Annotated in this window: 31 protein-coding genes and 1 pseudogene; 7 read left to right on the top strand and 25 right to left on the bottom strand. The window is 36.0% G+C overall.

Features of this window, described 5'->3' with window-relative positions; translation table 11 throughout:
- The gene (locus AC1FXZ_RS04675; RefSeq protein WP_480051476.1) at positions 1-1,401 is read right to left on the bottom strand and encodes an efflux RND transporter periplasmic adaptor subunit; all 1,401 of its coding nucleotides are present in this window, start codon (positions 1,399-1,401) and stop codon (positions 1-3) included.
- Positions 1,402-2,014: 613 nt separating this feature from the next.
- On the opposite strand from AC1FXZ_RS04675, the gene AC1FXZ_RS04670 reads away from it, so the two are divergent.
- On the top strand, positions 2,015-2,464 hold the full coding sequence (locus AC1FXZ_RS04670) for a hypothetical protein (RefSeq protein WP_480051474.1): 450 nt from the start codon (positions 2,015-2,017) through the stop codon (positions 2,462-2,464).
- Positions 2,465-2,517: 53 nt separating this feature from the next.
- Here the strand turns inward: AC1FXZ_RS04670 and megL are convergent, their stop codons facing one another.
- Entirely contained in the window at positions 2,518-3,705 is a 1,188-nt protein-coding gene (megL, locus tag AC1FXZ_RS04665) for a methionine gamma-lyase (protein WP_480051472.1), read from the bottom strand.
- A 163-nt stretch (positions 3,706-3,868) separates the two neighbouring features.
- Here megL and AC1FXZ_RS04660 point away from each other — a divergent pair, with 163 nt between their 5' ends.
- Positions 3,869-4,225, top strand: coding sequence for a hypothetical protein (locus AC1FXZ_RS04660; RefSeq protein WP_480051470.1), 357 nt, complete (start codon positions 3,869-3,871; stop codon positions 4,223-4,225).
- Positions 4,226-4,389: 164 nt separating this feature from the next.
- On the opposite strand, the gene AC1FXZ_RS04655 is transcribed toward AC1FXZ_RS04660, so the two are convergent.
- The 10 genes from AC1FXZ_RS04655 to AC1FXZ_RS04610 form a co-directional block, all read right to left on the bottom strand.
- Positions 4,390-4,521 (bottom strand): hypothetical protein, encoded by a 132-nt coding sequence (locus AC1FXZ_RS04655; RefSeq protein ID WP_480051468.1) that lies wholly within the window; start codon positions 4,519-4,521, stop codon positions 4,390-4,392.
- A gap of 633 nt (positions 4,522-5,154) precedes the next feature.
- A complete protein-coding gene (locus AC1FXZ_RS04650) occupies positions 5,155-5,892 on the bottom strand; it encodes a FixH family protein (RefSeq protein ID WP_480051466.1) in 738 nt (245 codons plus the stop codon).
- 222 nt (positions 5,893-6,114) lie between these two features.
- A complete protein-coding gene (locus AC1FXZ_RS04645; RefSeq protein ID WP_480051464.1) occupies positions 6,115-6,327 on the bottom strand; it encodes a hypothetical protein in 213 nt (70 codons plus the stop codon).
- 119 nt (positions 6,328-6,446) lie between these two features.
- Complete coding sequence (locus AC1FXZ_RS04640) at positions 6,447-7,349, bottom strand: phosphatase PAP2 family protein (protein ID WP_480051462.1); 903 nt, start codon at positions 7,347-7,349, stop codon at positions 6,447-6,449.
- A gap of 162 nt (positions 7,350-7,511) precedes the next feature.
- A complete protein-coding gene (wrbA, locus tag AC1FXZ_RS04635) occupies positions 7,512-8,117 on the bottom strand; it encodes an NAD(P)H:quinone oxidoreductase (RefSeq protein WP_480051460.1) in 606 nt (201 codons plus the stop codon).
- A gap of 99 nt (positions 8,118-8,216) precedes the next feature.
- The gene (locus AC1FXZ_RS04630) at positions 8,217-8,603 is read right to left on the bottom strand and encodes a DoxX family protein (RefSeq protein WP_480051458.1); all 387 of its coding nucleotides are present in this window, start codon (positions 8,601-8,603) and stop codon (positions 8,217-8,219) included.
- A 130-nt stretch (positions 8,604-8,733) separates the two neighbouring features.
- Entirely contained in the window at positions 8,734-8,928 is a 195-nt protein-coding gene (locus AC1FXZ_RS04625; protein WP_480051456.1) for a hypothetical protein, read from the bottom strand.
- Between the two features lie 120 nt (positions 8,929-9,048).
- Entirely contained in the window at positions 9,049-10,443 is a 1,395-nt protein-coding gene (locus AC1FXZ_RS04620; RefSeq protein WP_480051454.1) for a PAS domain S-box protein, read from the bottom strand.
- A gap of 238 nt (positions 10,444-10,681) precedes the next feature.
- Positions 10,682-11,803 (bottom strand): alanine dehydrogenase, encoded by a 1,122-nt coding sequence (gene ald / locus AC1FXZ_RS04615; protein WP_480051452.1) that lies wholly within the window; start codon positions 11,801-11,803, stop codon positions 10,682-10,684.
- Between the two features lie 113 nt (positions 11,804-11,916).
- Positions 11,917-12,336 carry a hypothetical protein gene (locus tag AC1FXZ_RS04610; protein WP_480051450.1) on the bottom strand — a complete coding sequence of 140 codons (420 nt, stop codon included), beginning with the start codon at positions 12,334-12,336 and terminating at the stop codon, positions 11,917-11,919.
- A 117-nt stretch (positions 12,337-12,453) separates the two neighbouring features.
- On the opposite strand from AC1FXZ_RS04610, the gene AC1FXZ_RS04605 reads away from it, so the two are divergent.
- A complete protein-coding gene (locus AC1FXZ_RS04605) occupies positions 12,454-12,885 on the top strand; it encodes a DUF2621 domain-containing protein (protein WP_480051448.1) in 432 nt (143 codons plus the stop codon).
- Between the two features lie 242 nt (positions 12,886-13,127).
- A complete protein-coding gene (locus tag AC1FXZ_RS04600) occupies positions 13,128-13,244 on the top strand; it encodes a DUF6254 family protein (RefSeq protein WP_480051446.1) in 117 nt (38 codons plus the stop codon).
- Between the two features lie 97 nt (positions 13,245-13,341).
- Here the strand turns inward: AC1FXZ_RS04600 and AC1FXZ_RS04595 are convergent, their stop codons facing one another.
- Positions 13,342-13,848, bottom strand: coding sequence for a CcdC family protein (locus AC1FXZ_RS04595; protein ID WP_480051444.1), 507 nt, complete (start codon positions 13,846-13,848; stop codon positions 13,342-13,344).
- A 215-nt stretch (positions 13,849-14,063) separates the two neighbouring features.
- Here AC1FXZ_RS04595 and AC1FXZ_RS04590 point away from each other — a divergent pair, with 215 nt between their 5' ends.
- Entirely contained in the window at positions 14,064-14,228 is a 165-nt protein-coding gene (locus tag AC1FXZ_RS04590; RefSeq protein ID WP_480051442.1) for an aspartyl-phosphate phosphatase Spo0E family protein, read from the top strand.
- Between the two features lie 55 nt (positions 14,229-14,283).
- On the opposite strand, the gene AC1FXZ_RS04585 is transcribed toward AC1FXZ_RS04590, so the two are convergent.
- The 7 genes and pseudogenes from AC1FXZ_RS04585 to AC1FXZ_RS04555 form a co-directional block, all read right to left on the bottom strand.
- Positions 14,284-15,504: an MFS transporter gene (locus AC1FXZ_RS04585; RefSeq protein ID WP_480051440.1), complete on the bottom strand. Its 1,221-nt coding sequence runs from the start codon at positions 15,502-15,504 to the stop codon at positions 14,284-14,286.
- A 271-nt stretch (positions 15,505-15,775) separates the two neighbouring features.
- Complete coding sequence (locus AC1FXZ_RS04580; RefSeq protein ID WP_480051438.1) at positions 15,776-15,991, bottom strand: YneF family protein; 216 nt, start codon at positions 15,989-15,991, stop codon at positions 15,776-15,778.
- Between the two features lie 123 nt (positions 15,992-16,114).
- The gene (gene sirA, locus AC1FXZ_RS04575; protein WP_480051436.1) at positions 16,115-16,570 is read right to left on the bottom strand and encodes a sporulation inhibitor of replication protein SirA; all 456 of its coding nucleotides are present in this window, start codon (positions 16,568-16,570) and stop codon (positions 16,115-16,117) included.
- Between the two features lie 156 nt (positions 16,571-16,726).
- The gene (gene tkt, locus AC1FXZ_RS04570; RefSeq protein ID WP_480051434.1) at positions 16,727-18,724 is read right to left on the bottom strand and encodes a transketolase; all 1,998 of its coding nucleotides are present in this window, start codon (positions 18,722-18,724) and stop codon (positions 16,727-16,729) included.
- Between the two features lie 139 nt (positions 18,725-18,863).
- The gene (locus AC1FXZ_RS04565; RefSeq protein ID WP_480051432.1) at positions 18,864-19,103 is read right to left on the bottom strand and encodes a DUF896 domain-containing protein; all 240 of its coding nucleotides are present in this window, start codon (positions 19,101-19,103) and stop codon (positions 18,864-18,866) included.
- Between the two features lie 80 nt (positions 19,104-19,183).
- Positions 19,184-19,839 (bottom strand): annotated as a pseudogene (locus AC1FXZ_RS04560) (YneB family resolvase-like protein).
- Positions 19,832-20,113, bottom strand: coding sequence for a hypothetical protein (locus AC1FXZ_RS04555; protein WP_480051430.1), 282 nt, complete (start codon positions 20,111-20,113; stop codon positions 19,832-19,834). Before AC1FXZ_RS04555 ends, AC1FXZ_RS04560 begins: the two are co-directional and overlap by 8 nt.
- A gap of 90 nt (positions 20,114-20,203) precedes the next feature.
- On the opposite strand from AC1FXZ_RS04555, the gene lexA reads away from it, so the two are divergent.
- Positions 20,204-20,833, top strand: a complete 630-nt coding sequence (lexA, locus tag AC1FXZ_RS04550) for a transcriptional repressor LexA (protein WP_480051428.1) — start codon at positions 20,204-20,206, stop codon at positions 20,831-20,833.
- Positions 20,834-20,917: 84 nt separating this feature from the next.
- Here the strand turns inward: lexA and AC1FXZ_RS04545 are convergent, their stop codons facing one another.
- The 4 genes from AC1FXZ_RS04545 to AC1FXZ_RS04530 form a co-directional block, all read right to left on the bottom strand.
- Positions 20,918-21,127: a hypothetical protein gene (locus tag AC1FXZ_RS04545; RefSeq protein WP_480051426.1), complete on the bottom strand. Its 210-nt coding sequence runs from the start codon at positions 21,125-21,127 to the stop codon at positions 20,918-20,920.
- A gap of 174 nt (positions 21,128-21,301) precedes the next feature.
- Positions 21,302-21,523 carry a phage holin gene (locus AC1FXZ_RS04540; RefSeq protein ID WP_480051424.1) on the bottom strand — a complete coding sequence of 74 codons (222 nt, stop codon included), beginning with the start codon at positions 21,521-21,523 and terminating at the stop codon, positions 21,302-21,304.
- 191 nt (positions 21,524-21,714) lie between these two features.
- Positions 21,715-21,975: a hypothetical protein gene (locus AC1FXZ_RS04535; protein WP_480051422.1), complete on the bottom strand. Its 261-nt coding sequence runs from the start codon at positions 21,973-21,975 to the stop codon at positions 21,715-21,717.
- 43 nt (positions 21,976-22,018) lie between these two features.
- On the bottom strand, positions 22,019-22,675 hold the full coding sequence (locus tag AC1FXZ_RS04530; RefSeq protein WP_480051420.1) for a hypothetical protein: 657 nt from the start codon (positions 22,673-22,675) through the stop codon (positions 22,019-22,021).
- Between the two features lie 296 nt (positions 22,676-22,971).
- On the opposite strand from AC1FXZ_RS04530, the gene sda reads away from it, so the two are divergent.
- Positions 22,972-23,124, top strand: coding sequence for a sporulation histidine kinase inhibitor Sda (sda, locus tag AC1FXZ_RS04525; RefSeq protein WP_480051418.1), 153 nt, complete (start codon positions 22,972-22,974; stop codon positions 23,122-23,124).
- Positions 23,125-23,313: 189 nt separating this feature from the next.
- On the opposite strand, the gene glnA is transcribed toward sda, so the two are convergent.
- On the bottom strand, positions 23,314-24,663 hold the full coding sequence (glnA, locus tag AC1FXZ_RS04520; RefSeq protein ID WP_480051416.1) for a type I glutamate--ammonia ligase: 1,350 nt from the start codon (positions 24,661-24,663) through the stop codon (positions 23,314-23,316).
- Positions 24,664-24,696 lie beyond the last annotated feature (33 nt).

The raw sequence follows: 24,696 nt of genomic DNA, 5'->3' as shown, positions 1-24,696 counted from the left end.
TTATTCATTTCCTTTTACTTGCGATTTTTCATCACTGTCACTTAGTTCTTCAAGTTCCTCTTGTTCCTGTTCTTCACTATCTTCTGCATTTACCTGCTCTTCTTCGATAACTTGTTCAATGTTTAACTCAATTTCGTTACGAATATTAATGAACGCTCCGTCATATAACTGGTGATTTCCTCTAACAACAATGTATTCACCAACATTTAACCCATTTTCAATGGCAAATTCATTAGCCGTTTCACCACTAATTTCGACCACTCGTTTCTCAACAGTTTCCCCATCCGGTGTGACATAAACAAAAGTTTCCTCATCTTCTTCGGTAACAGCTAAAGCTGGTATTAGTATTTCTTCACTATCACTATCAGACGTATTAATCAATACTTCAGCCAATACCCCAACTCGAAGATTATCATCTGGGTTAGACAATTCAATTTCTACTGGATATGACCTTGATTGCTCAGCAGGCACAAGACTAACATAATTAATAGTTCCTTCGTAAGTCTGATTAAAAGATTTAATATGAACCGTCACTTCTTGCCCCGCATCAAGGTTTGGTAACATTGTTTCATTTACATTCACTTCAACAATTGGCTCGTCCATTTGCACTAACTGCATAAGAGGAGCTTGTGGAGAAGCCATCTGACCTACATTTGTATTTAGACCCGTGACTTGACCTGACATCGGTGCTTTCACTACAGCATGTGTTTTTTGTTGTTCTGCCATTTCTACAGAAATTCCCGCTTGTTTCACTGAAGCTTCTGCTGCTTTCACTTGGTCATTAGACTTGGCTTGCTCTAAGCCCATTTCAGCTTGCTTTACAGCTGTTTCAGCTTGCTTTTTATCGTGTTCTGTCGGCATATTACCAATTAACAAACTAGTAAAAACTCCTTGCAATTCTTCTGGTACGTCTTCTAAAACGGCATCAGTAGGATCTTCAATCCCATCAATCATTTCATATGCATCTCTTGCTTGCTGCAATTGAAGTTCAGCCTGTCTAATGCCTTGATCACGCATATTTTTAGCACTAGTTAAACTTGCTTCAGCTGCCTCGAGCCCGGCACGAGCTTGAGATATATTTAAATCAATATCAGTAGCATCTAATTCAAACAAAACATCCCCGCGACTTACTGTATCCCCATTTTCAACATGAACCACTTTTACTTCACCCGTTAACATCGGAAGCACAGCCATGTGAGAGCCTGCCATAACATGGCCTGTTAATTTCAACTCATTTGTTAGGGCTCCTTTTGCCACCTCACTCACTTCAACAGGGTGAATTGGCGCTTGTTCTTCTTCATCTGCTAATACTTTATTTTCAGTTGTATTTGAGCTACAACCTACTAGTAATAGAAAGACCATAAGGATAAATCCAATCGTAATCTTCTTGTTACTTTTCATTCTCACTACTTACCTCCTAATAGACTAATGATTTAAATTGAGTAATATTATTACTTCTGCAACTCTACTCTATTAAAGAAACTGTTTCCATCGTATATTGTATCATTCAGCAAATGAGCTAAATAGGAACAAACTTTATATAAGCTTGAAAAAAAATACATTATTTCCTTCATAAATCAAAATTGTTCTTTTAATTGACGGTTCTACCGTAGCTCGAGATGATTCAATCATACATTCGTTCTTATTTATATTGTTGATAATAGAGCAGGAAACTTCAATAAGACATTCTTTATAACGGTTTATCATACTCCTTTTCTCGTGAAATTGTTATTCTCTATTATTTATTAACTCAATATATAGGATAAATGTGAACTGAGTATGAACTAGTTAAACCTTCCCTTTGCTTTTGGCAAAGTGGTCTGATTTCGTCTATTAAGTTACTCGATTAATCACATTCGCTCGACAAAAAACAGACATCCTGTGCAAGGGTAAAAACAATAGAATCTAAAAAAAGGTTAAAAGTTTATCTAATCAAATAACTGTCAAAGCTGATCATAAGACTCTTTTTCAGTAACAAACATACCTAATTAACTTATTAACAGTGGAGGGGTTTATGCTTTCTTTCAGAGGAGACGCACACAAATTTTATTTAAAACTTAGGAGAAAGACAGGAAAAGGATTAGAGCCAGAAGATGTGAAAGAGTTACAAGAATTAAAAGATATTAAAAAGTTTTATGATTCCATGGATGTGTCGACACTTGGAAATATACATTATTGGATCATTAAAGAGAAAAACGGCTCCGGTTTAATTCCCATTCTTGTAACGGCTATTCCTTGGGTTCTGTTTATTTTTGGGAATCAAGTACAGAAGTTTTTTGAAAATGATGATGGCTATCTCTGGTTAATTTTTGTTTTTATCTACATTACAGCCGTTATTATAAGTGTAAGCATTCACTTTAGAGAGAGATCTTGGGCAACCGTTCATTCCCGAATTATTGAAGATATTATAAAGGAAAAAGAAGAAGATCAAAACGCAAGGAGTAATAACGACCCCGTTTATTGACGGTCTCACCTTTTCAAAAATACCATGCATCGCCGGGGTCGAGCCATTCCTACCTACAATTTATCCAATGCCTGTTTTAAATCCGACCAAATATCGCCCCAACCTTCAAGTCCAACAGATAAACGAAGCAACCCTGCTGTGATACCCATTTCGTTTCTGACTTTCTCAGGAACAACAGCATGCGTCATTGATGCAGGATGTTGAATAAGCGTTTCAGCATCACCTAAGCTAACAGCTATCTTAATTAGTTCTAAACGATTTACTACTTTCATGACTTGGTCAAAATTACCATCAACTTCAAATGAAAGAATACCTCCCCCTTTTTTCATTTGTTGCTTCATGATTTTATAATCAGGGTTATCTTGATTTCCAGGATAGTATACAGCTTTGACTTTTGGGTGCCTTTTTATATGTTCAGCTAGTACTAGCGCATTTTCACAATGTCGATCCATCCTCAGAGCCAACGTTTTCAATCCTCGAATTAAGAGCCACGCATCAAATGGAGACATTATACCTCCAATATCTTTCTGTGTCGTCATTTTCAAATCAGAAATTGTACCTGCATCTCCAACGACGATTCCCCCTACAACATCCCCATGCCCCCCGATGTATTTAGTTGCACTATGAACGACCATGTCACAACCTAACTCTAATGGCTTTTGTAAATAGGGAGTTGAAAAAGTATTATCTACAACCACTTTGATTCCTTTCTTTTTTGCAATCTTAGATACTAATTCTAAATCCACTAATTTCATAGTCGGATTAATCGGCGTCTCAATATAAATGCAAGTTGTATTTTCACGTATATTCGATAATATCTCTGCTTCGGTTGCTAAATTTGAGAAGGTATAATCAATGTTATACTTTTCTTGGAGCATCTTCAATAAACCAAAGGTACAACCGTAAACACCTTTTGAACATAATATATGGTCAGAGGCTTTTGTCAATTTAACTAATACAGCAGATACAGCAGCCATACCTGAGGCAAACGCAAGGCCAGCTTCCCCTTCCTCTAGTTGTGCCATTCTTTCTTCTAGAATGGAAACAGTAGGATTAGACAATCTTGAATAAATATAACCCTCGTCCTCACCAGCAAATCGCTTAGCCCCCTGATCCAATGTTGAAAAAGTAAATGTTGAAGTTTGGTAAATAGGGGGTGTTAAGCTGTCTATGTGTAATCTTGAGTTATATCCTGCATGAATTGCGTTTGTCTCAAAATCATATTTCCTGTTTTTTTTCATTGTTCTCCCTCTCTTCTACGTAGTAACCCACCTAATACACAGTGTATTTTCCTTTGTCTTTCATCGTTACAGAAAACCTTTCCAGAATGCAGCATAACGAAATGTTTGCCTCCATTGATTTAGGTCTGCTAAAATAGCAGCAGAGATCTAGGAGGTTTTTTACATGTACAGAGGAAAAGCTGTGTGTGAAGCGAGTATCTATTTATTTATGAAAGAAGAAATAAATAAAGAAGAATTTGAACATCGCATAAACTCAATAAGACAATATAAAAGCAGTACGGTAAAAGTCACCGACGTAATTGTTTTAGATTCTGGATATGACGAAAAACATCAGGAATTTTACACATCCCTTTCTGTGATGGCTGACGTTCTCGTAAAATACGATCCAAAAATCACTCACTTAAATGATTATCGTGTTAATGCATGTAGAGAATTTAGAAAGCAGTTCCCCGCATCAGGTGCGGTAATGTCACACTCTATTGATACGTATAGTCCTTTCAGATTAGATGGATTTTTATAAGGATAAGTATACAATTGGAAGAACCTGTAATCGAGAGGTTTTCGTTAGAGGAGATTACGTACTTACTACTTTGAAGTTAACTTCTAAAAGTTAGTGTAAATGCTGTTCATTTGTCCCCTTTAGATTGAAGGGAAAACAATAAGAGTAACCTTGGTATATAGGGGTTACGCCGAGTACTCATTCGTTTCATTTTGTTTTACATTTATGATCCACTTAATAAATTCAATTTCTTCCTTAGTTAGTTCTCTATTTAATTTTTCCTTAAATTCATAAATTAATTTATCTGTGGTTACCATTTAAAATGCACCCTTTCTTTTTTCACTTTTTACTTATTAATAGGTGAAATATAGCATTTATAGAACATTATACCTCTTACCCTACACCCCTGCAAGCGTTTTCATTTTATATACTAGTATTCTAACAATATTAATAGTGTTTAAATTTTAACTATGAGCCTCGAGAATATTCACTTATGTATACTAAAATACCTTCATAAGCAATACACTTAATAATGAATGAAAATAATAAAAAGACACGTTTGACAAAACATGTCTTTTTTTATGTTTACTTTTTGTTTTTTTCTAAATAAGAAGGATTGTAAGGCGATGTGTAGAATTAAATTCTTTAAGGAGCTGATTTGTATGAAAAAATTTCAAGTCTCCGTTGAATTTTCCAGCGGGCAGAAAGTTAATTTCACTACTAAATCAGATATTCGAAAAGATATGTACCGGCTCAAGATTAACGGAGAAGACTGTATTGTTACGGATGACAATTACGTTTTGAACATTTCAAAAATAAAAAAAATCAACATCCGTAAAGTAAGAAGAAATTCTGCGTAAATATTTACCTTCTTATTTTGTCGATCGGCTTAATCACTTTGGCTGTCACCTTGCAATACCGTTTCACTGTTGTGACAGCCATATTTTTAATTAAAATTCAATTAGGATGTCTTTATGTTCATGTATTTCATCATCTTGAATATGAACGATAGCCAAATACTCACCTGAAAACTCTTCTATTTCCTCGAGTGTGTACACTCCCTCACCTATTTCTTTCAAGTCCACCCACTTATGCTCTTTATCGCCTTCTTGCCAAAGTTCAAGTGTAACATGCCCTTCTTCAAATAAGGAATTTTCAACAATAATTTCAACAAGAAGTTGGTCCGTTGTCAACTCCGTTTCTAGCTCAACAGCAGCATGATTGGCGTGGTGACCTAGTTCTGAATCATGCTCATCATGCTGATGTTCACTTGTTTTCTCTCCTATACTAGCTTTACCTATTTGAATTTGAGTTGTTGGCATCCGATGCAGCCCACGCGCAGTAACATGGGTTTGTACGTGGTAGTAACCTTGCTCTTCAAATTGATAGTCAAGATAATACACATGCCCCTCTTGATATGTATGTTCAATAAGCTCGCTATTCTCCTTCCCTCCTTCTCGCCAAACTTCATAAACCACTTCATTTGCATCTTCTACTGCATTCTCCCCTTGAGTAACGGTACTACTAAAGGTTACAATCTCTTTTGGCTCAGCTTTTTCTGGAACAACTAACTCCACTTCAATTGGTGTCAACTCATCATCAAATGCTCCAGTACCTTGTTTGTCCCCTTCTCCACATGCTGCTAACATTGTAGCTGCAACTACTAAAGCCCCGAATACTTTCTTCATCATTTCGTCACCTCGACTGATAATAACTAATTAACTATTTCTAAATCGTTCTTAGTAAGCTTACTAGGTATTTGTGAAATTCAAGTGAAATCATTCCAACAGTAATATAAAGTTGACATTTCATGTATTAGTTATATTTATAGTAACACAATTTAAACTGCTTTCATCATTAAGCCAATCTAAAAAGAGGCGCAACATGACAATCGCCTCTTAAGATTCAAACTATTTATAGGCTTTCCCTTTCGTCAAGTGACAAGGTACTCCTTTTCCAATGACACCAGGCTTACTCATTTTTTCTAAATAAGCAAGCCCCCTCCTACATTGCTGTTTACAAGAAAAACATGTACTTGAGCTAACTAATTTCACTGTGTATTGGTATTTTTCAGCTGCTGTCATTTTCGGAGCTGCTTTTTTCTTATTTTTATTAGTCGCCATTTTCATCGCTTCACTTTCATTCTAGATGCAATATCATATGCAATTATAAATAATAAGGAGCCAAAAAAATTCCAAAAAAGTAGTGGTGAGCCAACCTGGTCACACCACTACTTTTTAAATTAGACAGATACTTGTCCTTTGGGAAAATCTACGTTATCAGATCGATAAATTTTCAACTTCACAAATAGATAAGGTGCTCCAATTAAACCCCATATTCCAATACAAGTATAGCGAATAAAATCAAATACCATTGTTTCTGGAAAAATTACTTTCAAACCCACCTGAAGTACAAACAAACCAATAACACCAATCACATAGGCAGCTATTTTTCTTGATAACTCTTTAGATATCATCATCTTAACAGTCTTTGCTTCCAATAAATAGCCAACACCGGCCCCTAACAAGAACCCTGCATATTTAACACCTTCCTCTTCAGGAAAAAACGATACGATTAGAATTGGAACTGCTGCCGCTAACACCCACTTATGCTTTTGAGGAAGTTCTGTCAACGTTTCTTGTATCCGAATGGCAATAAATAACACAAGCATAGCTACGCCAACACCTATTACTACATCTGTTGGCCAATGTAATCCTGTATAAAGACGCGACAATGAAATAAAAATTATGAGCAAGATCGAAAAAATCCAAAAAAGAGGTTTATTTACTAAATATGCGAGGTACCCCCAAAGCGTTGTTGACCCCTGAGCATGCCCACTCGGAAATGAATCATAAGGATAATGACTGCCTACTTCTGCTGATTCAACAAAAATTGAATTTACTCCTTCTGTTCCAATCGGTCGCTGGACTGCATATGTAATCTTTAAAAATGCATTAATAGTCACTGAACATAGGAAAATATAGAACAAGCGAAAACCTGTTTGCTTTCTGATACACCAGTAAACAATTGGGACAATTAAAAAATAAAATTCCTCATTTCCTAAAAATGTAAACACAGCAGCAAGCGCATTGAAAAAGGGCTGCTGCAAATCTGTAATTTGTACTAAAAAGTCCTCCTGATTCATATGATCCTCCATTCCATATTTTTTCACAATTTATACATTTTCTACTTTTTTATACAAAATCCTTGCAAGCTTGATAAATTCCCTCACAAAAAAACAAGTGTAAAATCATTACGATTTTACACTTGTTTTTATATTATTCTATTCAACATTTAATTCAAAATTCTAATTACCTTTTTTTACTAATTTAGCAATCTCTACTGTTCTCTTTGCCTGATGTTTTACCGCAGGTTCTACTTTTTCTTGCATATTTCCTTCTTGATCAATCGTAACGCTTGTACCATAAGGGTTTCCACCAGTCTCAAATGCACTCGGATCTGTATAGCCCGGTGCGACAACAATTGCACCCCAATGATACATAGTAGTATAAAGCGAAAGGATTGGCGCCTCTTGACCTCCATGAGGGTTTTGGGCTGATGCCATAGCACTTACTACCTTGTTTGCCAGTTTTCCATGGTACCACAATCCTCCTGTTTGATCCAAAAATTGTTTCATTTGAGCTGGCATGTTACCAAAACGAGTTGGGACACTAAAAATAATTGCATCTGCCCACTCTAATTCATCTAATGTTGCTTCTGGAACATCTTTTGTTGCTTCAACATGCGCTTTCCAAGCAGGATTCTGGTCAATTGCAGATTGGGGAGCTAGTTCAGGCACTTTTAGGACTTTTACTTCTGCCCCTGCGTTCGTACCACCTTCCTCTGCCCATTGTGCTAATTGATAGTTCGTACCCGTTGAACTATAATAAATTATCGCTAGGTTCACCGTCATCTTCTTGTCTCCTTTTATGCTTGTAAAATAATAATTGATTTAGTTCCTTTTTATTATTTACAACTATTTCTTTATTATGCTGCAAGCAGTAGGAGATTTTTAATACGTTCTGAATAGAACCGAATCGATTGAATATAAGCGACTGCCATTTAAGATTAAATGAATAGAGACAACAAGTAACAGTAAGTCAAATTCATAACCACTAATAAATCCAGAGGCAGCTTTTACAAAAAAAATAGCAACGAGCATAATGAACGCCATCAAAATAGAAACAAAGCGCGTAGCTAATCCCACTATTAGAGCTAAACCACCGACTACTTCAATCACTGCAACAACGTACGCTGTAAAACCTGGAAAACCTAAACTTTCAAAATGAAAAAAGGTATTTTCTATGCCTCCTCGAAACTTTGCTAGTCCATGTAAAAAAAATGTGAGACCAAGCACCAACCTTAAAATGAATGCTCCTATCTCATATTTATAAAACATTCTCCCTCCTCCTTTCGTTTTTCACAGAGAAAATAAAGAAAGTACCCGTTAAAAGTAACAGGTACTAACTTTGAAAGATTCATATAGTTTTACTGTATGAACAAGCTCTGTAATTTATCACATCAAATCCTTATTTTGTCCATCCAGGTTCATACGTATAAATAGTCTCACCACCATGCTGAGCGTTACCACGGAAATTAATTGCATCTTCTTGCTTTAATAATGTTGTCCGAAAAACTTGAAAATCTTCCTTCGTTACCCGATAAGAGTCAATTTCTCCATTTCGAAGCTGCTGTAAAACCGACAAAGCATTCTCTTGATCCATTAATATAACCCCTTTTTTCATATCCATTTTACAAACAACAGAGGTACATTTTCATACAAACGGCCTCTTGTTTACTTTATAATATTTGTTACATCTTCCTATAGCTCACTTATATTAACTTTATTCCTCAATCTCCACTTTCGCTTCTATAGGTAAATAGATATCAATCATCGTTCCCTTTTTTGGTATACTCGAAATATCCATGACCCCACTATGTGAATCAATAATTTTTAATGCAGTCATTAAACCAAGACCCGTCCCTTTTTCTTTCGTAGTATAAAAAGGTGTGCCAATTTTAGCAAGAAACTCATCCGGAATTCCACTTCCCTGATCTATAACTTGTATTATAATTTGATCTTTATTATATTGGTTTGCAGTAATGTTTACTTCTCCACCATTAGGCATTGCCTCAATAGAATTTTTGATTAAGTTTATAAATACTTGTTTCAACTGACTCCCAATACACTTTATTTCTGGTAATTCCTCAATATTGGTTACGACTTCAACATTATTAATTAATGCTTGCGAGCTAAGAAGCATGACTACATCTTCTATAACTTTGTCTAAACGTTCATATTGAAAGTCAAGAGCTTGGGGCTTGGCAAGTACTAGAAGTTCACTTGTAATCATTTCGATTCTAGTAATTTCATCGGACATTATGTCTAAATAATCACTACGCACTTCTTTAACAGTCGACTTAATTAGTTGCAGAAAACCTTTAATTGAAGTGAGTGGATTTCTAATTTCATGTGCAATTGAAGCTGCTAACTGTCCCACTGCAGTTAACTTTTCAGATTCCACCAGCAGTTCTTCTGTTCTTTTTTGATTCGTTACATCTTTAGCAACACCATAGACTCCAACTATTTCATTATCAATAATAATCGGGATATTTGTGACCTTCACATCAATAACATGCCCTTTTTTGTGTCGCATTTTCGTTTCATAATTTTGAGTAATTCCATGAGTTGCTCGAACAAACAAGCGATTTGTATGTTCTATTTCGTCCTCAACAATTAATGGCATGTAAGAAATTTTGCATAACTCTTCTTCACTATACCCAACTAGTTGCTCCATTGCAGGGTTCACCCTCAAATAATTCCCTTCTAAGTCACAAGAGTAAACAGCGTCAGGGTTATTCCCAAATAAGGATTGATAATGCTGTTCGCGCGTAAAAGTGGTTTGCTTTTGCCTAGTTATATCCCGGAAATACACAGATAAGCCCGTCACAGATGGATACGCTTTAATACTAAACCACAACTTTAACGGAGGATAATACATTTCAAATGAAGTCGGCTTCTGATCAGATATAGCTTTATGATATTGCTCATACAAAGAACGATTAGTTGTTTTAGGAAAAATCGTCCATAAACTTTTTCCGATAAGTTTTGTGCGATTTTGTTTTAGTACTTTAGCTGCTTCCTTGTTAAAATAAGTGAAGTTCCAATCTCGATCAACTGCGTAGAACGGGTCTGTGATTCTATCTAGAATTTCAAACTCAATTTCTGTAATATTCATCCTTTACCTCACCCAAATATATTATTTGCTATAATCAAAACTATTTTGCATTTCGTAGTTAAAAATTTACAGTAAGATCTCGATAGATTTTATTTTTATAGTTTTAGCATACCATCGCTAAGTAAAAGGAAACAATGTGTAATTTATCATAAATTGTTTAAATAGTAAGTCAATTATTATTGCATGTCCGTATAAACAACAAGAAGCAAACCCAATTTCGGTCTGCTTCGTTTCATTATTATAATTTCTCTAATGCAGCTGTAGAATCTAAATATTCTAATCCCAAATCTTTGGCAACTGCATGGTAGGTAACCGCTCCAGCAGCTGTATTTAATCCTAGCTCTAGTGCATGGTTCTCCCTCAGTGCACGTTTCACACCTTTATTTGCAATTTGAAGAGCATACGGAATAGTAACATTTGTCAAGGCAATTGTCGACGTTCTCGGTACCGCACCAGGCATATTAGCAACCGCATAATGGACCACTTCATGCTTTATATATATGGGTTCATCATGTGTAGTGATGCGGTCAACCGTTTCAATAATTCCACCTTGATCAATTGCCACATCGACAACAACAGAGCCTTGTCTCATTGATTGAATCATTTCTTCTGTTACAAGCTTAGGAGCCTTTGCTCCTGGAATAAGTACAGCACCAATAACTAAATCAGACTCAGCCACTTCTTCTGCGATATTTAATGGGTTTGACATAATCGTTTGGATATCTGTACCAAATAGATCATCCAGTTGTCGTAACCGGTCTGGACTTAAATCAATAATCGTCACGTCAGCACCCAATCCCATTGCAATTTTGGCTGCATTCGTCCCTACTACTCCTCCACCAATAATTGTTACTTTCCCTCGCTTCACACCAGGAACTCCTGATAAAAGAATTCCCCTACCACCCTTTGGTTTTTCTAATAATTGCGCACCTATTTGTGCAGCCATCCGACCAGCCACTTCACTCATGGGCGTAAGGAGGGGCAATGTACGACCTACTTGAACCGTCTCATAAGCAATAGCGGTTACTCCTTTTGCAACTAATGCTTTAGCAAGCTCAGGCTCAGCGGCCAAATGCAAATAAGTAAATAAAATCAACCCTTTGCGAAAATGCGCATACTCAGACGGCAGTGGCTCTTTCACTTTCATAACCATATCAACCTTTTCCCAAATGGCTACTGGATCTGCTTCAATTTCAGCCCCAGCTTGTATATAGGCATCATTATTAAAACCACTACCAAGCCCTGCACCCTTCTCAATAATTACTTGATGGCCTGCTTGTACAAGCGTCTTAACACTTGCTGGCGTCATTGCAACTCGAGTTTCATTATTTTTTATTTCTTTAGGTACACCAATTAACATGACTCGACCTCCTTAAACAAAATCACTATTGTTACTAATAGTATAGACATCTTTAAAGGTCTTGCTATTGTTTAATTAGAATGTTTTTCTTAAAACTACTTTACTACTTTCCATTATATGTATAAAATTATTTTCATCATAAACATCGATAGTATTGCAATCATAAGTAAGAAACTGTACAGTCTTAATTTTGTGATTTCGTCTTTTGCTTCAGTTCCTGTCTCTATTTTTTCTAAAATAATTCGAACCATCTTTGCAGTCATTCCCAACATTGCACTAAGCGCTATCCAAATTAGGATTACGATTATTAACCATGGGCTTAACCAATGACTCGTCATCATAAAACCAGAAATAAGCGCAATAATGACACCACCATGAGCAAGCCAAATAATGCGTTTATATATTTTCAGTAGCTTGGCAAATTGCCCGGCCTTGTCTAATAAACTCCCCTTTATTAAGTAAGGAAATGGAATAAGTACAAAAAACAAAACAGAGACTAGCATGTGGAATGCATAACCAATTAAATATGACATTGTTATCACCTCTATCTAATATTACCAAACGTTCATCTTTTATGGAAATACAACCTATTCACAGTTTCTCCTTTTTTATGGTAGGATAAGAATGATGAAAAAGAAGAGGTGAAAAAGATGCCTACTTGGTTTATGTGGTTCATTGTATTATGGACGATTTTTTTAATAACGGTTATGTTTATTGGTGGGTATTTTATGTTTCGGAAGTTTCTTAAAAAACTTCCCAAAGAAGATGGTAAATCGATACTCGACTGGCAAGACTATTATATTGAGAAAACGCTCCACCTGTGGAATGCAGAACAACGCCAGTTATTGAATGAATTGGTTGAACCTGTCCCTGAACTATTCCGTGATGTGGCTAAAGGAAAAATTGCTGGAAAAATTGGTGAACTTGCTTTGGAAGATAATATCGACCATCTATCGCAAGACTATATTATTAAAGGATATATATTAGCTACGCCAAAACGAGATCATAAATTTCTGAAAAAAAAGCTCCGTGAAAAGAATATCGATATGACACCATACCGAGATTTATTAGAATCATCATAAAGAATCAACAGCAATACAAAAAGAAGCAGCGGTATACGCCTGAAATAGTGTTACAAGCGACTTCCTTCACAAAAAAGAGAGATTCCCTCAATAGGTTCTGACCATACATGGACGAACCTTATGTGAGAATTCTCTCTTTTTGTGGTTTTATTTTCCTTACAAACTCTTTCTGGATAGTCGAAGCGTGATTAGCCAAACTAAACAATGAGCTCGAAAAATTCATAACAAAGGAGCAAACAGATATGACACAATCAAAGAGTCAAAAAGAACGTCAATTTAGAGCACGGAAAGAAGCTCAAAATCCTCACGGAAAAATAAAGTCTTTAAAACGACTTTCGAAAGAAGATCGTAACGAATAGCTACTTAATAGGTCTGACTCGAATATGTTGTACTTTGTTTACACTTGAGCTCAGACCTTTCTAAAGACCCCTCTGTAAAGTCACTCTAATCATCATCCTATGTTTCTACAGGAACGTTTTTCTCTTTTAGAGAATGATTAAGTTCCTTTTCTATTTTTCGGAATTTAATATACATCGAAATTCGCCAAGGTATTATCATGCCATATGCAAGTAGGAAAAACATCCCTGCCAATTCCTCGATATGTATTGAATCTCCTATTAACATTTTAAATAAGATTCGTGCTAATAATAACCCTATTAATATAAATGCAAAAGCTTTTGATCTTTTTATATAAATCTGTTCGTTTCGGATTTCATACTTTGATGTTCTTATTAGCAGTATTGAAAAAACCATTCCCACTGCAACTGCTTCTATGACTTGTAAAAAAGTAGGTCGTGCCGGCTCATATAAAAACATAAAAAAGCCAGTGGACATAAAAATAGGTGGTAGGATAATTTTCTTCACTGATACTGGCCTTTTAGTAGCTTTTAATCGAACGATAATTGCTAATGTTGCCATCACAACAGCTCCAACAGTTGTCACCCATACATAGATGTCATTCAAAGCTGCTCACCCCTTTCTTAACTACCGTGAAGAAGTTGTCCCTTTTAAAGATACAGGAAAGCATGTCTGGTTTCAATTGATTTTAATTAATAATAATTTGCGATCATACATATTGATAAAATACCCATTTTGCATTCTTTCTAATAGAAGTGGTTGTAAATCAAATGACTAATTTGTATAATTATTACAAGATTTAAAGAAGAAGGGAATCCCCTATGAGTAAAGGATTAATTACTGATATTGAAAGAAAAAGAAATGAATTAATTGAACTCGCTCTTATAAAAGGACTTTCGTCACAAGCTGTGCTAACCCTTAGCCAAGAGTTGGATCATTTACTAAACCACTATGAAAATGCTAAAGAGAATCAATTTTCAAAGTGAAATAGATTCTCTTTTTTCACTATTTTCATATAAGACTTTCCCGGCCCTCCTATAACTAGTGCTTCTCTTTAATTAAAAGTACTCCAACCAAGCCAATTATCGAGAAGATAACAGGAGTAATGAAAGCAAAGTAAAAACCATCAAATATACTCCCCGAAACAGATTGAAAATGATCCAATACTTTCCCAAAAATACTTGGCAACAACACAGCACTTAAAAAACCACCCGTGTTCGCAAAACCAGAAACAATACCAGATTCTTTTATAGGGAAAGACTGACGAACGACAGCGAATGTTAATGCATTCGCCCCATATGCAAGCCCAATAATAAAGAAAAGAGTCGTTAACAAATAAAACGGTGGTGCGCCATTAAAAAGAAGAAAGATTGACCAACTAAATAATAGTATCAAATGTACAACCACATATGGCCGTTTAATCATTTCTAATTGACTGGAAATCCAACTAGCTAGAGGAGCACCAATAAGTGCACCAATCAGACCTATCATAATAAGCTGACTGGCATCGACCCTTGACAGGTCATATACATTCATCCCATAGGGTACGCCCCACGAACTAATAAACCCTACATATGTCCCTACGATCCCAAAATGACAAAGGAACAAAGCCCATGCTTGCCGATTCGAAAAGATTCTTCTCAGTAGAACTAATGGTTTTTCTCTTTGTTGCTCTTTTTTTATAAATAAAGGTTGTTCTTTTAAAAGTACAATAATAAGAAGAACTGCACATAAACAAAGAAGTAGTCCTGCTGAAAAAAAAGCGACTCTCCAACCAAAGAGGTCAATCAATAAGGAGAAAGGGACGGTTGCCAATAGAAAACCGAGACTTCCTGTCATTGCGGCAACACCAATTAACCGTGTAAATTCCTTAGCATTAAACCACTGGCTTAATATTAATACCATGTTAACCCAGATAGTTGCATCACCCGTACCTATTAATATTCTAGCAAAGATTAAGGTCCATTCATGTACGCTTATACTATAAATGATGGTACCAAGACCTGTCAGGATAGCCCCCATAATTAGAAAGAAGTTGGGACCATAACGATCTGCCAAAAAACCCATAGGAATTTGCAATCCCGTGTACACAATAAACTGGATACTTACAAGTAACCCAACGGTCGTCGCAGTTATATTAAACTCCAACAGTATTTGGTCAGTAATCAATCCCGAAGCAGTTCTTTGGCTCGATATTACTAAATAAGTAAATAATACAGAAGCAAATATAACCCACCTAAAACGGCTATTTTGTTTTTCCATTTATCTATTCTACCCCTATTGTCTTTTACTCTTTATATATGTTTTTTTGTAACTATAGGAACTTGTTCTTTCATTTTAAGTTTTAACACTTGTCTTGATTGTCACTACAACAACAAAAAAACCACGTCCTCTGTTCTCGTTTAACAGAAGAGTGGCTTATTTTGACACAAGAGAAGATTAAGCATCTTTTATGTAGAAAGATTAAGTACACTTAAACAGAGCACTTAACTTGAAGGTATCATAAAATGCTTTTATCCCAATAGATACGGGCTTATTTCCCTTGTTGTTTTTGCATTGCTTTCATCATTTGGTTAATTTTCTTTTGTGACGGGTTTTGTCCCATTTGCATCATCATGACGCGAAGCATTTGTTCATTAAACGGTGGGTTCTTTTTCAAATAAGACATCATTGTCTTACGTGCGATAAAGAAGCCAATTGCTATACCTGCAACAACAGCTAGTGTATACCCTAAAATATGAATCCACATAAGTCCAACGTCCTCCTTCGTGCTATCTAACCTATCAGGATTATCCCGATTCAACCTTATCTATTATAGCTTAATGACAAAGGTTTTAAAAGCACTTCAGAAAAATAACATAGACACGTGGTCTTAAACTTGATTTGTTCTTAGAAAATCTTCTTGTTTTAATGGTTTTAACCAACCATAACGATGGTCTTCAATGCTAAAAGCAAAAAATGCCGGCTCGCATTTTCTCAATATTTCAAAGAAAATCGTCTCAACTTCAAAGGAACCATCAGCAGTTAAGTAGAGGGCATCCGACCCTATTACAAGCTCTGCTTTTGAATCTCGATCAGTTAACTCAATTATATGCGTATTTTTCTTTTTCTTATACACTTCTATTTTTGTGAGGTTTTGTTTTAATTTTTGTTGCAATAACAAAGATGGGATTGGCTTTGTAATGTATTCAATCTGCTTCCTAAGTATTTCCTTTTGTGAGCTTCTTGCTTTTTCATGTTCTAGAAAGAGATAAAATAATTTTGCTTCTTGTCCGTAATATTGACGAGCAACATCTTCTTCAAAAATGTACAATTCATAATGTCTCATCAAGGACACCCTCTCGCATTTTATTTTCTTTAGTATACGAGAAAACTAGTAAAATGATTGTCTTAAAGCGGAGAAGATAACCACTATTTTTGTCGAAAATAAAGAAACTGACCCAATAAGTCTACAATTAACTTAATGAGTCAGTTTATTAAAGCATTACTTCTGTAGTAATACTTTTACTTTTGCAACTACGTTTTCTACAGTGAAGCCATATTCTTCTAAAATTTTTGCAGCAGGTGCAGATGCTCCGAATTGATCGATAGCTAGAACATCCCCGTGGTCACCTACATATTTCGACCATCCTAATGGAGAAGCCATTTCAATACCTAGACGAACTTTAACATTCGGTGAAATAACCTCATCCTTGTATGATTGTGATTGCTGTTCAAAGCGATCCCAACTCGGCATGCTAACAACATCAGCATGAATACCATCTTTTTCAAGAACCGCCTGCGCTTCCACTGCTAGCGTTACTTCAGACCCAGTTGCAAGTAACAGAACATCTGTCTCACCACTTGACTTTGAAACAACATAGGCACCCTTTTTAACACCTTCATATGCAAGCTCAGCAGTATGATCTAACGTTTTTAAGTTTTGTCTCGTTAAAACAAGTGCAGTTGGTGTGTCCTTACTTTCAAGAGCCACCTTCCAAGCAGCAACCGTTTCATTGCCATCACCAGGACGAATAACAGACAAACCTGGCATTGCACGTAATGAAGGCAGTTGTTCGACCGGTTCATGTGTAGGACCGTCTTCACCTACAGCAATACTATCATGAGTGAAAACATAAATAACTGGCAACTTCATAAGAGCTGCTAGACGAATTGCTGGACGTAAATAATCAGAGAACACAAAGAATGTTGCACCAAATACTTTTAGACCACCATGAAGGGCCATACCATTTACAGCTGCTCCCATCGCAAATTCACGAACACCAAACCATATGTTGCGACCCTCGTAACTGTTACGTGAATAGTCACCTAAATCTTTCATATAAGTCTTATTAGATCCAGCAAGGTCAGCCGATCCACCAAACAATTCTGGAACTTCTTTTGCAAATGCATTCAATGCTTCTCCTGATGAAGAACGAGTCGCGATGCTTGAACCAGCCTCATATACAGGCGCCTCGTTATCCCATCCTTCTGGTAGCTCTCCACTTGTAGCACGCTCAAATTGAGCTGCAAGCTCTGGATACGCCTCTTTATATTTCGCAAAAAGTTGGTTCCATTCGTCTTCTTGTTTCGCACCTTCTGATTTCACATTTGCAAACAATTCACTCACATCAGACGGGATGTGAAATTCTTCATCATGTGACCATTCGTAACTTGACTTAGTTAGTGCAACCTCGTCCTTACCAAGTGGTGCTCCATGAGAAGCTGCTTTACCTGATTTATTTGGAGATCCATATCCAATAACTGTCTTAACTTCAACCAACGTTGGACGCTCGTCTTGTTTCGCAGCTTCAATGGCCCGATTAATTTCATCTAAATCATTACCATCTTCTACGCGAATGACTTGCCAACCATATGCTTTATAGCGATCCTCTACACTTTCTGAGAATGAAATATCAAGATCGCCATCTAATGAAATGTCATTTGAATCGTATAGAACTACAAGGCGACCTAACTTAAGGTGTCCAGCTAAAGACGCTGCTTCTGCAGAAACACCTTCCATTAAATCTCCATCTCCACAAATAGAATATGTATAATGATCAACTACATTAAAATCACCTTTGTTATAAGTGCTTGCTAAATGACGCTCTGCCATAGCCATCCCAACAGCCATAGCAATCCCTTGTCCTAATGGACCTGTTGTTGCTTCAACACCGGGAGTATGTCCGTATTCTGGATGACCTGGTGTCTTGCTTCCCCATTGACGAAATTCCTGTAAATCTTGTAATGATAAATCATACCCAGTTAGATGTAACAGACTATAAAGGAGCATTGATCCATGTCCAGCTGATAATACAAATCGATCTCGATTTGCCCACTCTGGGTTTGCTGGATTATGATTCATAAATTTCGTCCAAAGACTATATGCCATAGGGGCAGCTCCCATTGGCATACCCGGATGTCCTGAATTTGCTTTTTCGATACTATCAATTGATAGTGTACGAATCGTGTTAACCGCAAGCTGATCTACTAGTTTCGTCATCGTAAAAATCCCTACCTTCCAAAATTAACTGAAATCTTCTCTATCTTTTTCATCTTATACTTTATCCTTAATTTTCACAAGCATACAAATGAAGGATCATTAATACGAAAAAAGTCTCCAAAAATAGAACTTGGAGACCCTAATGCATTCGTCTATTTTTCTTTTTCTTGCTTTCTTTTAACGCGTCTGGTGTAACATCATTTCCATTTTCATCAACAACTGTAACGTTATGTAGATGATTTTTAAATGATTTACGAAATGTTTGGATATATTCTTTACGAAGCGATTGTTGCTCCTTTTCTTCTTGTTTTGTTAACCCAATTGTCTTAGCACGCTTTGCTAAATCGTTTATTCTAGCCAATTTTTCTTTTGATAGCATCTAATGGCACCTCTTTCAACTACATTCATTTCCTTACTTTACATGAACAATTTGTTGTTTTCAACTAGAAAGGGTTATTGTCATTGTTTACTTTTTTGTTGATGATACTCTTGGTATCGTCTATGAACAGTTGCTTTTGATATATCATACCCAAAGCCCCGTAACATAGCTGCGATATCGTGAAAAGTTAATTCCATTTGACGTAGTCGAATAATTTCTTCTATAGGTACTTCTTTTTTCGTACGGCCTGCCCCTTGGCCTTGCCCTTTTTTTAAGTTATTTTCTGGTCGATAACCATTCTTGATTGCTTCCTTCATTCCTCGTTTAATTTTACTATTATGTAACTTACGTTGAAACTCTTCCACAACACCAACAATCTCTAAAACCATTTCATCTGCTTCGGAGAGTACTAGTTCTCCCTGGTCTTGTATTGTTAGTACACGAATATTTAACTTTCGTAGTTGGTGAAGGAGCGCAATTTTTGCATGTCCTCTTCCTAAGCGAGTATCATCTTGAATCAAAAGAGTTTCAATTTGTTCATTTTGTATGTAGTCCAACATTTGCAAGATTCCATCACGGTCGACATCATATCCACTAGCTTTTTCTTCTATAATATCTACTATTTCAAACTCGTGTTCATTCGCTATTTTTTTAATTCTATTCTTTGTCGCTCGAGAGAAGAGGTTTGTTCCTCTTTATCAGTACTGACTCGACAATAGATAACCGTTCTATTCATTGTTCTTACCTTCCATTTGTTCAATTATATCCTGTTGTTGGTGTATGGAATGATGCAGATGGGAGCTATAAGCTAATACATTTTCTTTCTCCTCTTCATTATGTAGTGAATCATTTATAGAAGGAGCAGAAAAAATAATGGTACTATACATAAACAGCAGCGCAGCAACAGCTGTAACTACAATAAAAATTTCTTGACTTGACAATCGTTTGGTCATTGTATCCACCTCTAATAGGAATGTTTGTTCGTATATAATCGTAATGCGAACAAACATTTGTGTCAACCCCTTTTTAGAACTAATGTTTGCATCACATATGTTCGCATGGTACAATTTAGCTAATTAGGAACGTAATGAGGTGTATTTATGTCAAAACTATCAAAGCGCCAACTTGAAATACTAGATTTTATTAAAGTTGAAGTTAAAAAGAAGGGATATCCGCCTTCGGTTAGAGAAATCGGAGAAGCTGTCGGACTTGCTTCAAGCTCCACTGTTCACGGTCATCTTTCAAGACTTGAAAAGAAAGGCTATATTAGAAGAGACCCGACAAAACCAAGAGCAATTGAAGTGTTAAACCTTGAACAAGAGAATGATACTGTGGCTTTGCATGATAAGAAAACTACTTATGTACCTGTTCTAGGGAAAGTAACTGCTGGACTACCAATTACAGCTATTGAAAACATTGATGATTACCTACCTCTTCCAGAACACCTTGTATCTGAAGACAATACATACGTCCTTGTCATTCAAGGTGACAGTATGATTGAAGCAGGAATCTTCGATAGGGATATGGTAATCGTCCGTCAACAACAAACTGCTAATAACGGTGATATTATTGTGGCTATGACTGAAGATGATGAGGCAACAGTTAAACGGTTCTTTCGCGAAAAAGATTACATACGCTTGCAGCCTGAAAATTCAACAATGGCCCCTATTCTCCTAAAGGAATGTACCGTATTAGGGAAAGTTATTGGTGTTTTTCGAACTATACAGTAAAGTAAAACAAGCTTGCTTGACAGCAAGCTTGTTTTACTATTAGAGATAACTTAAGAGAGATTTTGGGGAACAAAAACACCACCTTTATTTCGATGCTGTTTCAACCTTTTCATTTTCCTTCTCTCGTCTTCTTTCCAATAAATATGTACGTAATACAAACGTCATAACTAAAGCACTAAGTATGACCATTCCGTAACCACCAGTACCTTCATGAGCTAAGATCCGAAAAACACTCCGTAAGAAGAACATTAATGACAATACATACAGTATAAGTAACATTGTCTTTTTGCTCATTTTATCACCTCAATTCTCATTATTAGCGAGTAACAGGCAAAAAACAATCATGAATTTTCGACTCATAATCCATAAAAATTCGGTCATTATATTAGTAACATGGTTGGTTATCACTCCACGAATTACCTCTATACCATGTTAACCTCTGCAGCAAGCAGAGGTTTTCTCATGTTGTTAACTTAATTTATGTTTTTCTAATATATCCTTTTGCTTTCGTCCCTTTTCACTAATATAGTTATTTTTCCAACCCATCCAGATAAAATAAGCACCTGAAATAACAGCTACGATATCATTTATGAATTCCTCTGAGAACGTTTGATAACCGAGTAAGTTTAATACAGTATTAATTACAGCAAAAATCAATAGTATAAATCTCCTTATTGATGCTCGATCCACCATTTCCCCTCCTATAATAACCCATTCTAAAGCTAGTCTATGTATTGACAGGCATAGAAATAACCAAGAGAATATCAAATAACTTTTTCTGCTTTATTGTCATAACTGATTTTTTTGCATAGGCTAACGTATATTTTATTTAGCTCATGCGAGTATTGAAAGGTGGCTAACACAATGTACTATGGATATGGTTATGGTAGTCCTACAAAAGGTTTTGAGAATACCGGATTTAAGATTAACGTTGTTACAATTCTCATTCTTTTTATCTTGTTAGTGATTGTCGGTTCGATACTATTTATCTGAATTAGATTAGAGGCAACGAGGTTAAGGCCTGTCTCAAAAGCCGAAAATAGATGATAAAATGGCTCCGGCTGTTCATTGTTTCGGGGATCCCAAAAAGAGCGTGACTTTTTTTGGTCCCCTTCCCATTTTTGCAAGATAAAAGATCGCACTAAAAAAGCACTCCTTTAAGGAATGCTCAATGCACCAAAGTTTTTAATTATTGAGATCATCAGGATAAACAATAGTATCAAATACTTCCCCAGTCTCAGCGTCCTCAAGTATAATTGTAACCTCATAATTTTCTGGTTCGACTCCAGCAAATAATTGATAGTATAAACCAGAAATACCTAGACCAAAGGCTGCAAACCCATCAAAGCTGTTTTCAAATGCCACTTGATCCACAATCATTGTATACTCAGAGAAAGTATTGTTTGCAGTCACGTCTACAATTGAAACATAATCCTCGCTATTTTTTATTTCTTCTATATTTTCATTAAGTCCTTGCTCCAACTCACTCAATAACTCTCTATGTGTTGATCTTGACATTTTATAAGTTAAAGAACCATCTTCATTTTCTGTTACTTCACTTATCCCCGCTTCTTTTGCTTCAGCTATCGTTTGATCAATATCTTGGTCCTCAAAAAAAGTAGAAGGAATTGTAATTTCAACATTCAAAAGACTTTTATCCACTTCAATAGGTTGTTCCTCTTCATCCACTTCTTCATCAGTCGTTTCTTCTCCGTTTTCAGTTTCTTCCACTGCATCAGTCTCGATAGGGTCTGGTTCACCCTCTTGGGCCGTTCCGTCTCCACATGCCCCCATTAAACTAACAAACAAAGTAATAAGCAATAGCGTTACAAATTTCTTCATAATCGTTAATCCTCCCGTCTATGTATGTTTAGAACTTTAAATCTACAATTAGTATAAAACGAACATAATTAATCCATACATTCTTGTCTATTTGTACCTGAACAGAGAAAATTCTTCAAAATCCTATGGATGAATTCAAAATTAATTATTCCTTTTAACCAAAGCCAAGTTAATAAACAATAGTTAATAGCGTTCACATTTTTTGAATTTTCTCTTTAATAATTTTCGGAAATAAGTTACAATTAACTCCGTGTTTACAAGCGAATATTATTATAACTATAGAAAGAGGATTAATTATGCTGAAAATATTAGATGATCATACTCTTCTAGAGGCTTATTACAAAGCTAGAACATTAAATTTAGATATAGATTTCATTTTAATCTTGAAAGCAGAATTGGATTCTAGATGTCTTAAAACAGAGCTTCTCCGAAAAGTCACATACACTTAATCGTCCTTGTATCTGCGTATCTGCTCTTTTCTTGTAGTACTGACACTTTATGAAATACTGAAGAAATGAACAAGTTATATCATTAAGTTTTTTTTGCTAACCCCCCTCATTGTTTCTCAACCCAATCATATATAATAGAGCCTATAATGAAAAAACCCTCAACAGAGTCATGTCGAGGGTTTAATTCTCTTAATAATTTTGCATATACTGGTCACGTTCCCACGGATGTACTTGCGTGCGGAACATGTCCCATTCGATTTCTTTTGCTTCTATAAAGTTTTGAACTGCATGTTCTCCAAGTGCCTTTATTAACACATCATCTTTTACGAGAGCATCAATTGCTTCTTTTAATGTAGCTGGTAGGTCCTCGACTCCCTCTTCAATACGCTCTTCTTTACTCATAATATAAATATTACGATCAGTAGCTGGAGGTGGAGTTAATTTTTTCTTAATGCCATCTAAACCAGAAGCTAGCATAACTGCCATTGCTAAATAAGGGTTTGCTGCTGGGTCTGGACTACGAACTTCAACACGAGTACTTACTCCTCTTGAAGATGGGATACGTACTAGCGGGCTACGGTTACGCATTGACCAAGCAACATATACTGGCGCCTCATAACCAGGAACTAAGCGCTTGTAAGAGTTCACAATTGGGTTCGTAATAGCTGTGAATGCCTCTGCATGCTTAAGGATACCTGCTAAAAATTGCATAGCCGTCTCACTTAATTGTGATTCTGTCCCCTCATCATAGAAAACGTTCCCTTCTTTGTTGAATAGAGACATATTTAAGTGCATACCAGATCCATTCACACCAAATAGTGGTTTAGGCATAAATGTTGCGTGAAGACCGTGCTTACGCGCAATTGTTTTTACAACAAGTTTAAATGTTTGGATATTATCACAAGCTGTAACTGCATCTGCATATTTAAAGTCAATCTCATGTTGACCAGGTGCTACTTCGTGGTGAGAAGCTTCAATATCGAAGCCCATATCTTCAAGCTCTAGTACGATATCACGTCGGCAGTTTTCACCTAAATCAGTTGGAGCTAAATCAAAATAGCCACCTTTATCGTTTAACTCTAATGTAGGTTCACCATTCTCGTCATTCTTAAATAAAAAGAATTCAGGCTCCGGACCAATATTAAATGCAGTAAATCCAAGTTTTTCAGCATCTTTTAATACTCTTTTTAAAATCCCACGTGGGTCCCCTGCAAATGGAGTTGGCTCTTCACCTGGTTTTCCAGGTAAATAAACGTCACAAATTAAACGTGCAACTTTACCTTTTTCAGGTGTCCATGGGAAAACAACCCATGTATCCAAGTCAGGATATAAATACATATCGGATTCCTCGATACGTACGAATCCTTCAATGGAAGAACCATCAAACATCATTTTGTTATCTAGAGCTTTCGGTAATTGATCAACAGGAATTTCAACATTTTTAATCGTACCAAGTAAATCCGAAAATTGAAGACGAATAAAACGTACATTCGATTCCTGAGCAATGCTCATAATATCTTCTTTTGTATACTTTGCCATTTATGTAGCTCCCCTTTCAAAGTCAATTTATTA

This window comes from Halalkalibacter sp. HAAS-P014 (assembly GCF_056619965.1).
This window is presented reverse-complemented; position numbering and strand designations above follow the sequence as displayed.

Bases quoted from the DNA above. Each gene is read 5' to 3' on its own strand.
- AC1FXZ_RS04545 (WP_480051426.1), bottom strand. From the start codon at position 21,127: ATGAGCAAAAAGACAATGTTACTTATACTGTATGTATTGTCATTAATG.
- AC1FXZ_RS04555 (WP_480051430.1), bottom strand. From the start codon at position 20,113: ATGTTTGTTCGCATTACGATTATATACGAACAAACATTCCTATTAGAG.
- sda (WP_480051418.1), top strand. From the start codon at position 22,972: ATGCTGAAAATATTAGATGATCATACTCTTCTAGAGGCTTATTACAAA.
- AC1FXZ_RS04565 (WP_480051432.1), bottom strand. From the start codon at position 19,103: ATGCTATCAAAAGAAAAATTGGCTAGAATAAACGATTTAGCAAAGCGT.
- AC1FXZ_RS04605 (WP_480051448.1), top strand. From the start codon at position 12,454: ATGCCTACTTGGTTTATGTGGTTCATTGTATTATGGACGATTTTTTTA.
- wrbA (WP_480051460.1), bottom strand. From the start codon at position 8,117: ATGACGGTGAACCTAGCGATAATTTATTATAGTTCAACGGGTACGAAC.
- ald (WP_480051452.1), bottom strand. From the start codon at position 11,803: ATGTTAATTGGTGTACCTAAAGAAATAAAAAATAATGAAACTCGAGTT.
- AC1FXZ_RS04620 (WP_480051454.1), bottom strand. From the start codon at position 10,443: ATGAATATTACAGAAATTGAGTTTGAAATTCTAGATAGAATCACAGAC.
- AC1FXZ_RS04675 (WP_480051476.1), bottom strand. From the start codon at position 1,401: ATGAAAAGTAACAAGAAGATTACGATTGGATTTATCCTTATGGTCTTT.
- AC1FXZ_RS04610 (WP_480051450.1), bottom strand. From the start codon at position 12,336: ATGTCATATTTAATTGGTTATGCATTCCACATGCTAGTCTCTGTTTTG.
- AC1FXZ_RS04650 (WP_480051466.1), bottom strand. From the start codon at position 5,892: ATGAAGAAAGTATTCGGGGCTTTAGTAGTTGCAGCTACAATGTTAGCA.
- AC1FXZ_RS04585 (WP_480051440.1), bottom strand. From the start codon at position 15,504: ATGGAAAAACAAAATAGCCGTTTTAGGTGGGTTATATTTGCTTCTGTA.
- AC1FXZ_RS04670 (WP_480051474.1), top strand. From the start codon at position 2,015: ATGCTTTCTTTCAGAGGAGACGCACACAAATTTTATTTAAAACTTAGG.
- AC1FXZ_RS04645 (WP_480051464.1), bottom strand. From the start codon at position 6,327: ATGGCGACTAATAAAAATAAGAAAAAAGCAGCTCCGAAAATGACAGCA.
- megL (WP_480051472.1), bottom strand. From the start codon at position 3,705: ATGAAAAAAAACAGGAAATATGATTTTGAGACAAACGCAATTCATGCA.
- AC1FXZ_RS04530 (WP_480051420.1), bottom strand. From the start codon at position 22,675: ATGAAGAAATTTGTAACGCTATTGCTTATTACTTTGTTTGTTAGTTTA.
- AC1FXZ_RS04630 (WP_480051458.1), bottom strand. From the start codon at position 8,603: ATGTTTTATAAATATGAGATAGGAGCATTCATTTTAAGGTTGGTGCTT.
- AC1FXZ_RS04580 (WP_480051438.1), bottom strand. From the start codon at position 15,991: ATGTGGATTCATATTTTAGGGTATACACTAGCTGTTGTTGCAGGTATA.
- glnA (WP_480051416.1), bottom strand. From the start codon at position 24,663: ATGGCAAAGTATACAAAAGAAGATATTATGAGCATTGCTCAGGAATCG.
- tkt (WP_480051434.1), bottom strand. From the start codon at position 18,724: ATGACGAAACTAGTAGATCAGCTTGCGGTTAACACGATTCGTACACTA.
- AC1FXZ_RS04600 (WP_480051446.1), top strand. From the start codon at position 13,128: ATGACACAATCAAAGAGTCAAAAAGAACGTCAATTTAGAGCACGGAAA.
- AC1FXZ_RS04590 (WP_480051442.1), top strand. From the start codon at position 14,064: ATGAGTAAAGGATTAATTACTGATATTGAAAGAAAAAGAAATGAATTA.
- AC1FXZ_RS04655 (WP_480051468.1), bottom strand. From the start codon at position 4,521: ATGGTAACCACAGATAAATTAATTTATGAATTTAAGGAAAAATTAAAT.
- AC1FXZ_RS04640 (WP_480051462.1), bottom strand. From the start codon at position 7,349: ATGAATCAGGAGGACTTTTTAGTACAAATTACAGATTTGCAGCAGCCC.
- sirA (WP_480051436.1), bottom strand. From the start codon at position 16,570: ATGAGACATTATGAATTGTACATTTTTGAAGAAGATGTTGCTCGTCAA.
- lexA (WP_480051428.1), top strand. From the start codon at position 20,204: ATGTCAAAACTATCAAAGCGCCAACTTGAAATACTAGATTTTATTAAA.
- AC1FXZ_RS04625 (WP_480051456.1), bottom strand. From the start codon at position 8,928: ATGGATCAAGAGAATGCTTTGTCGGTTTTACAGCAGCTTCGAAATGGA.
- AC1FXZ_RS04660 (WP_480051470.1), top strand. From the start codon at position 3,869: ATGTACAGAGGAAAAGCTGTGTGTGAAGCGAGTATCTATTTATTTATG.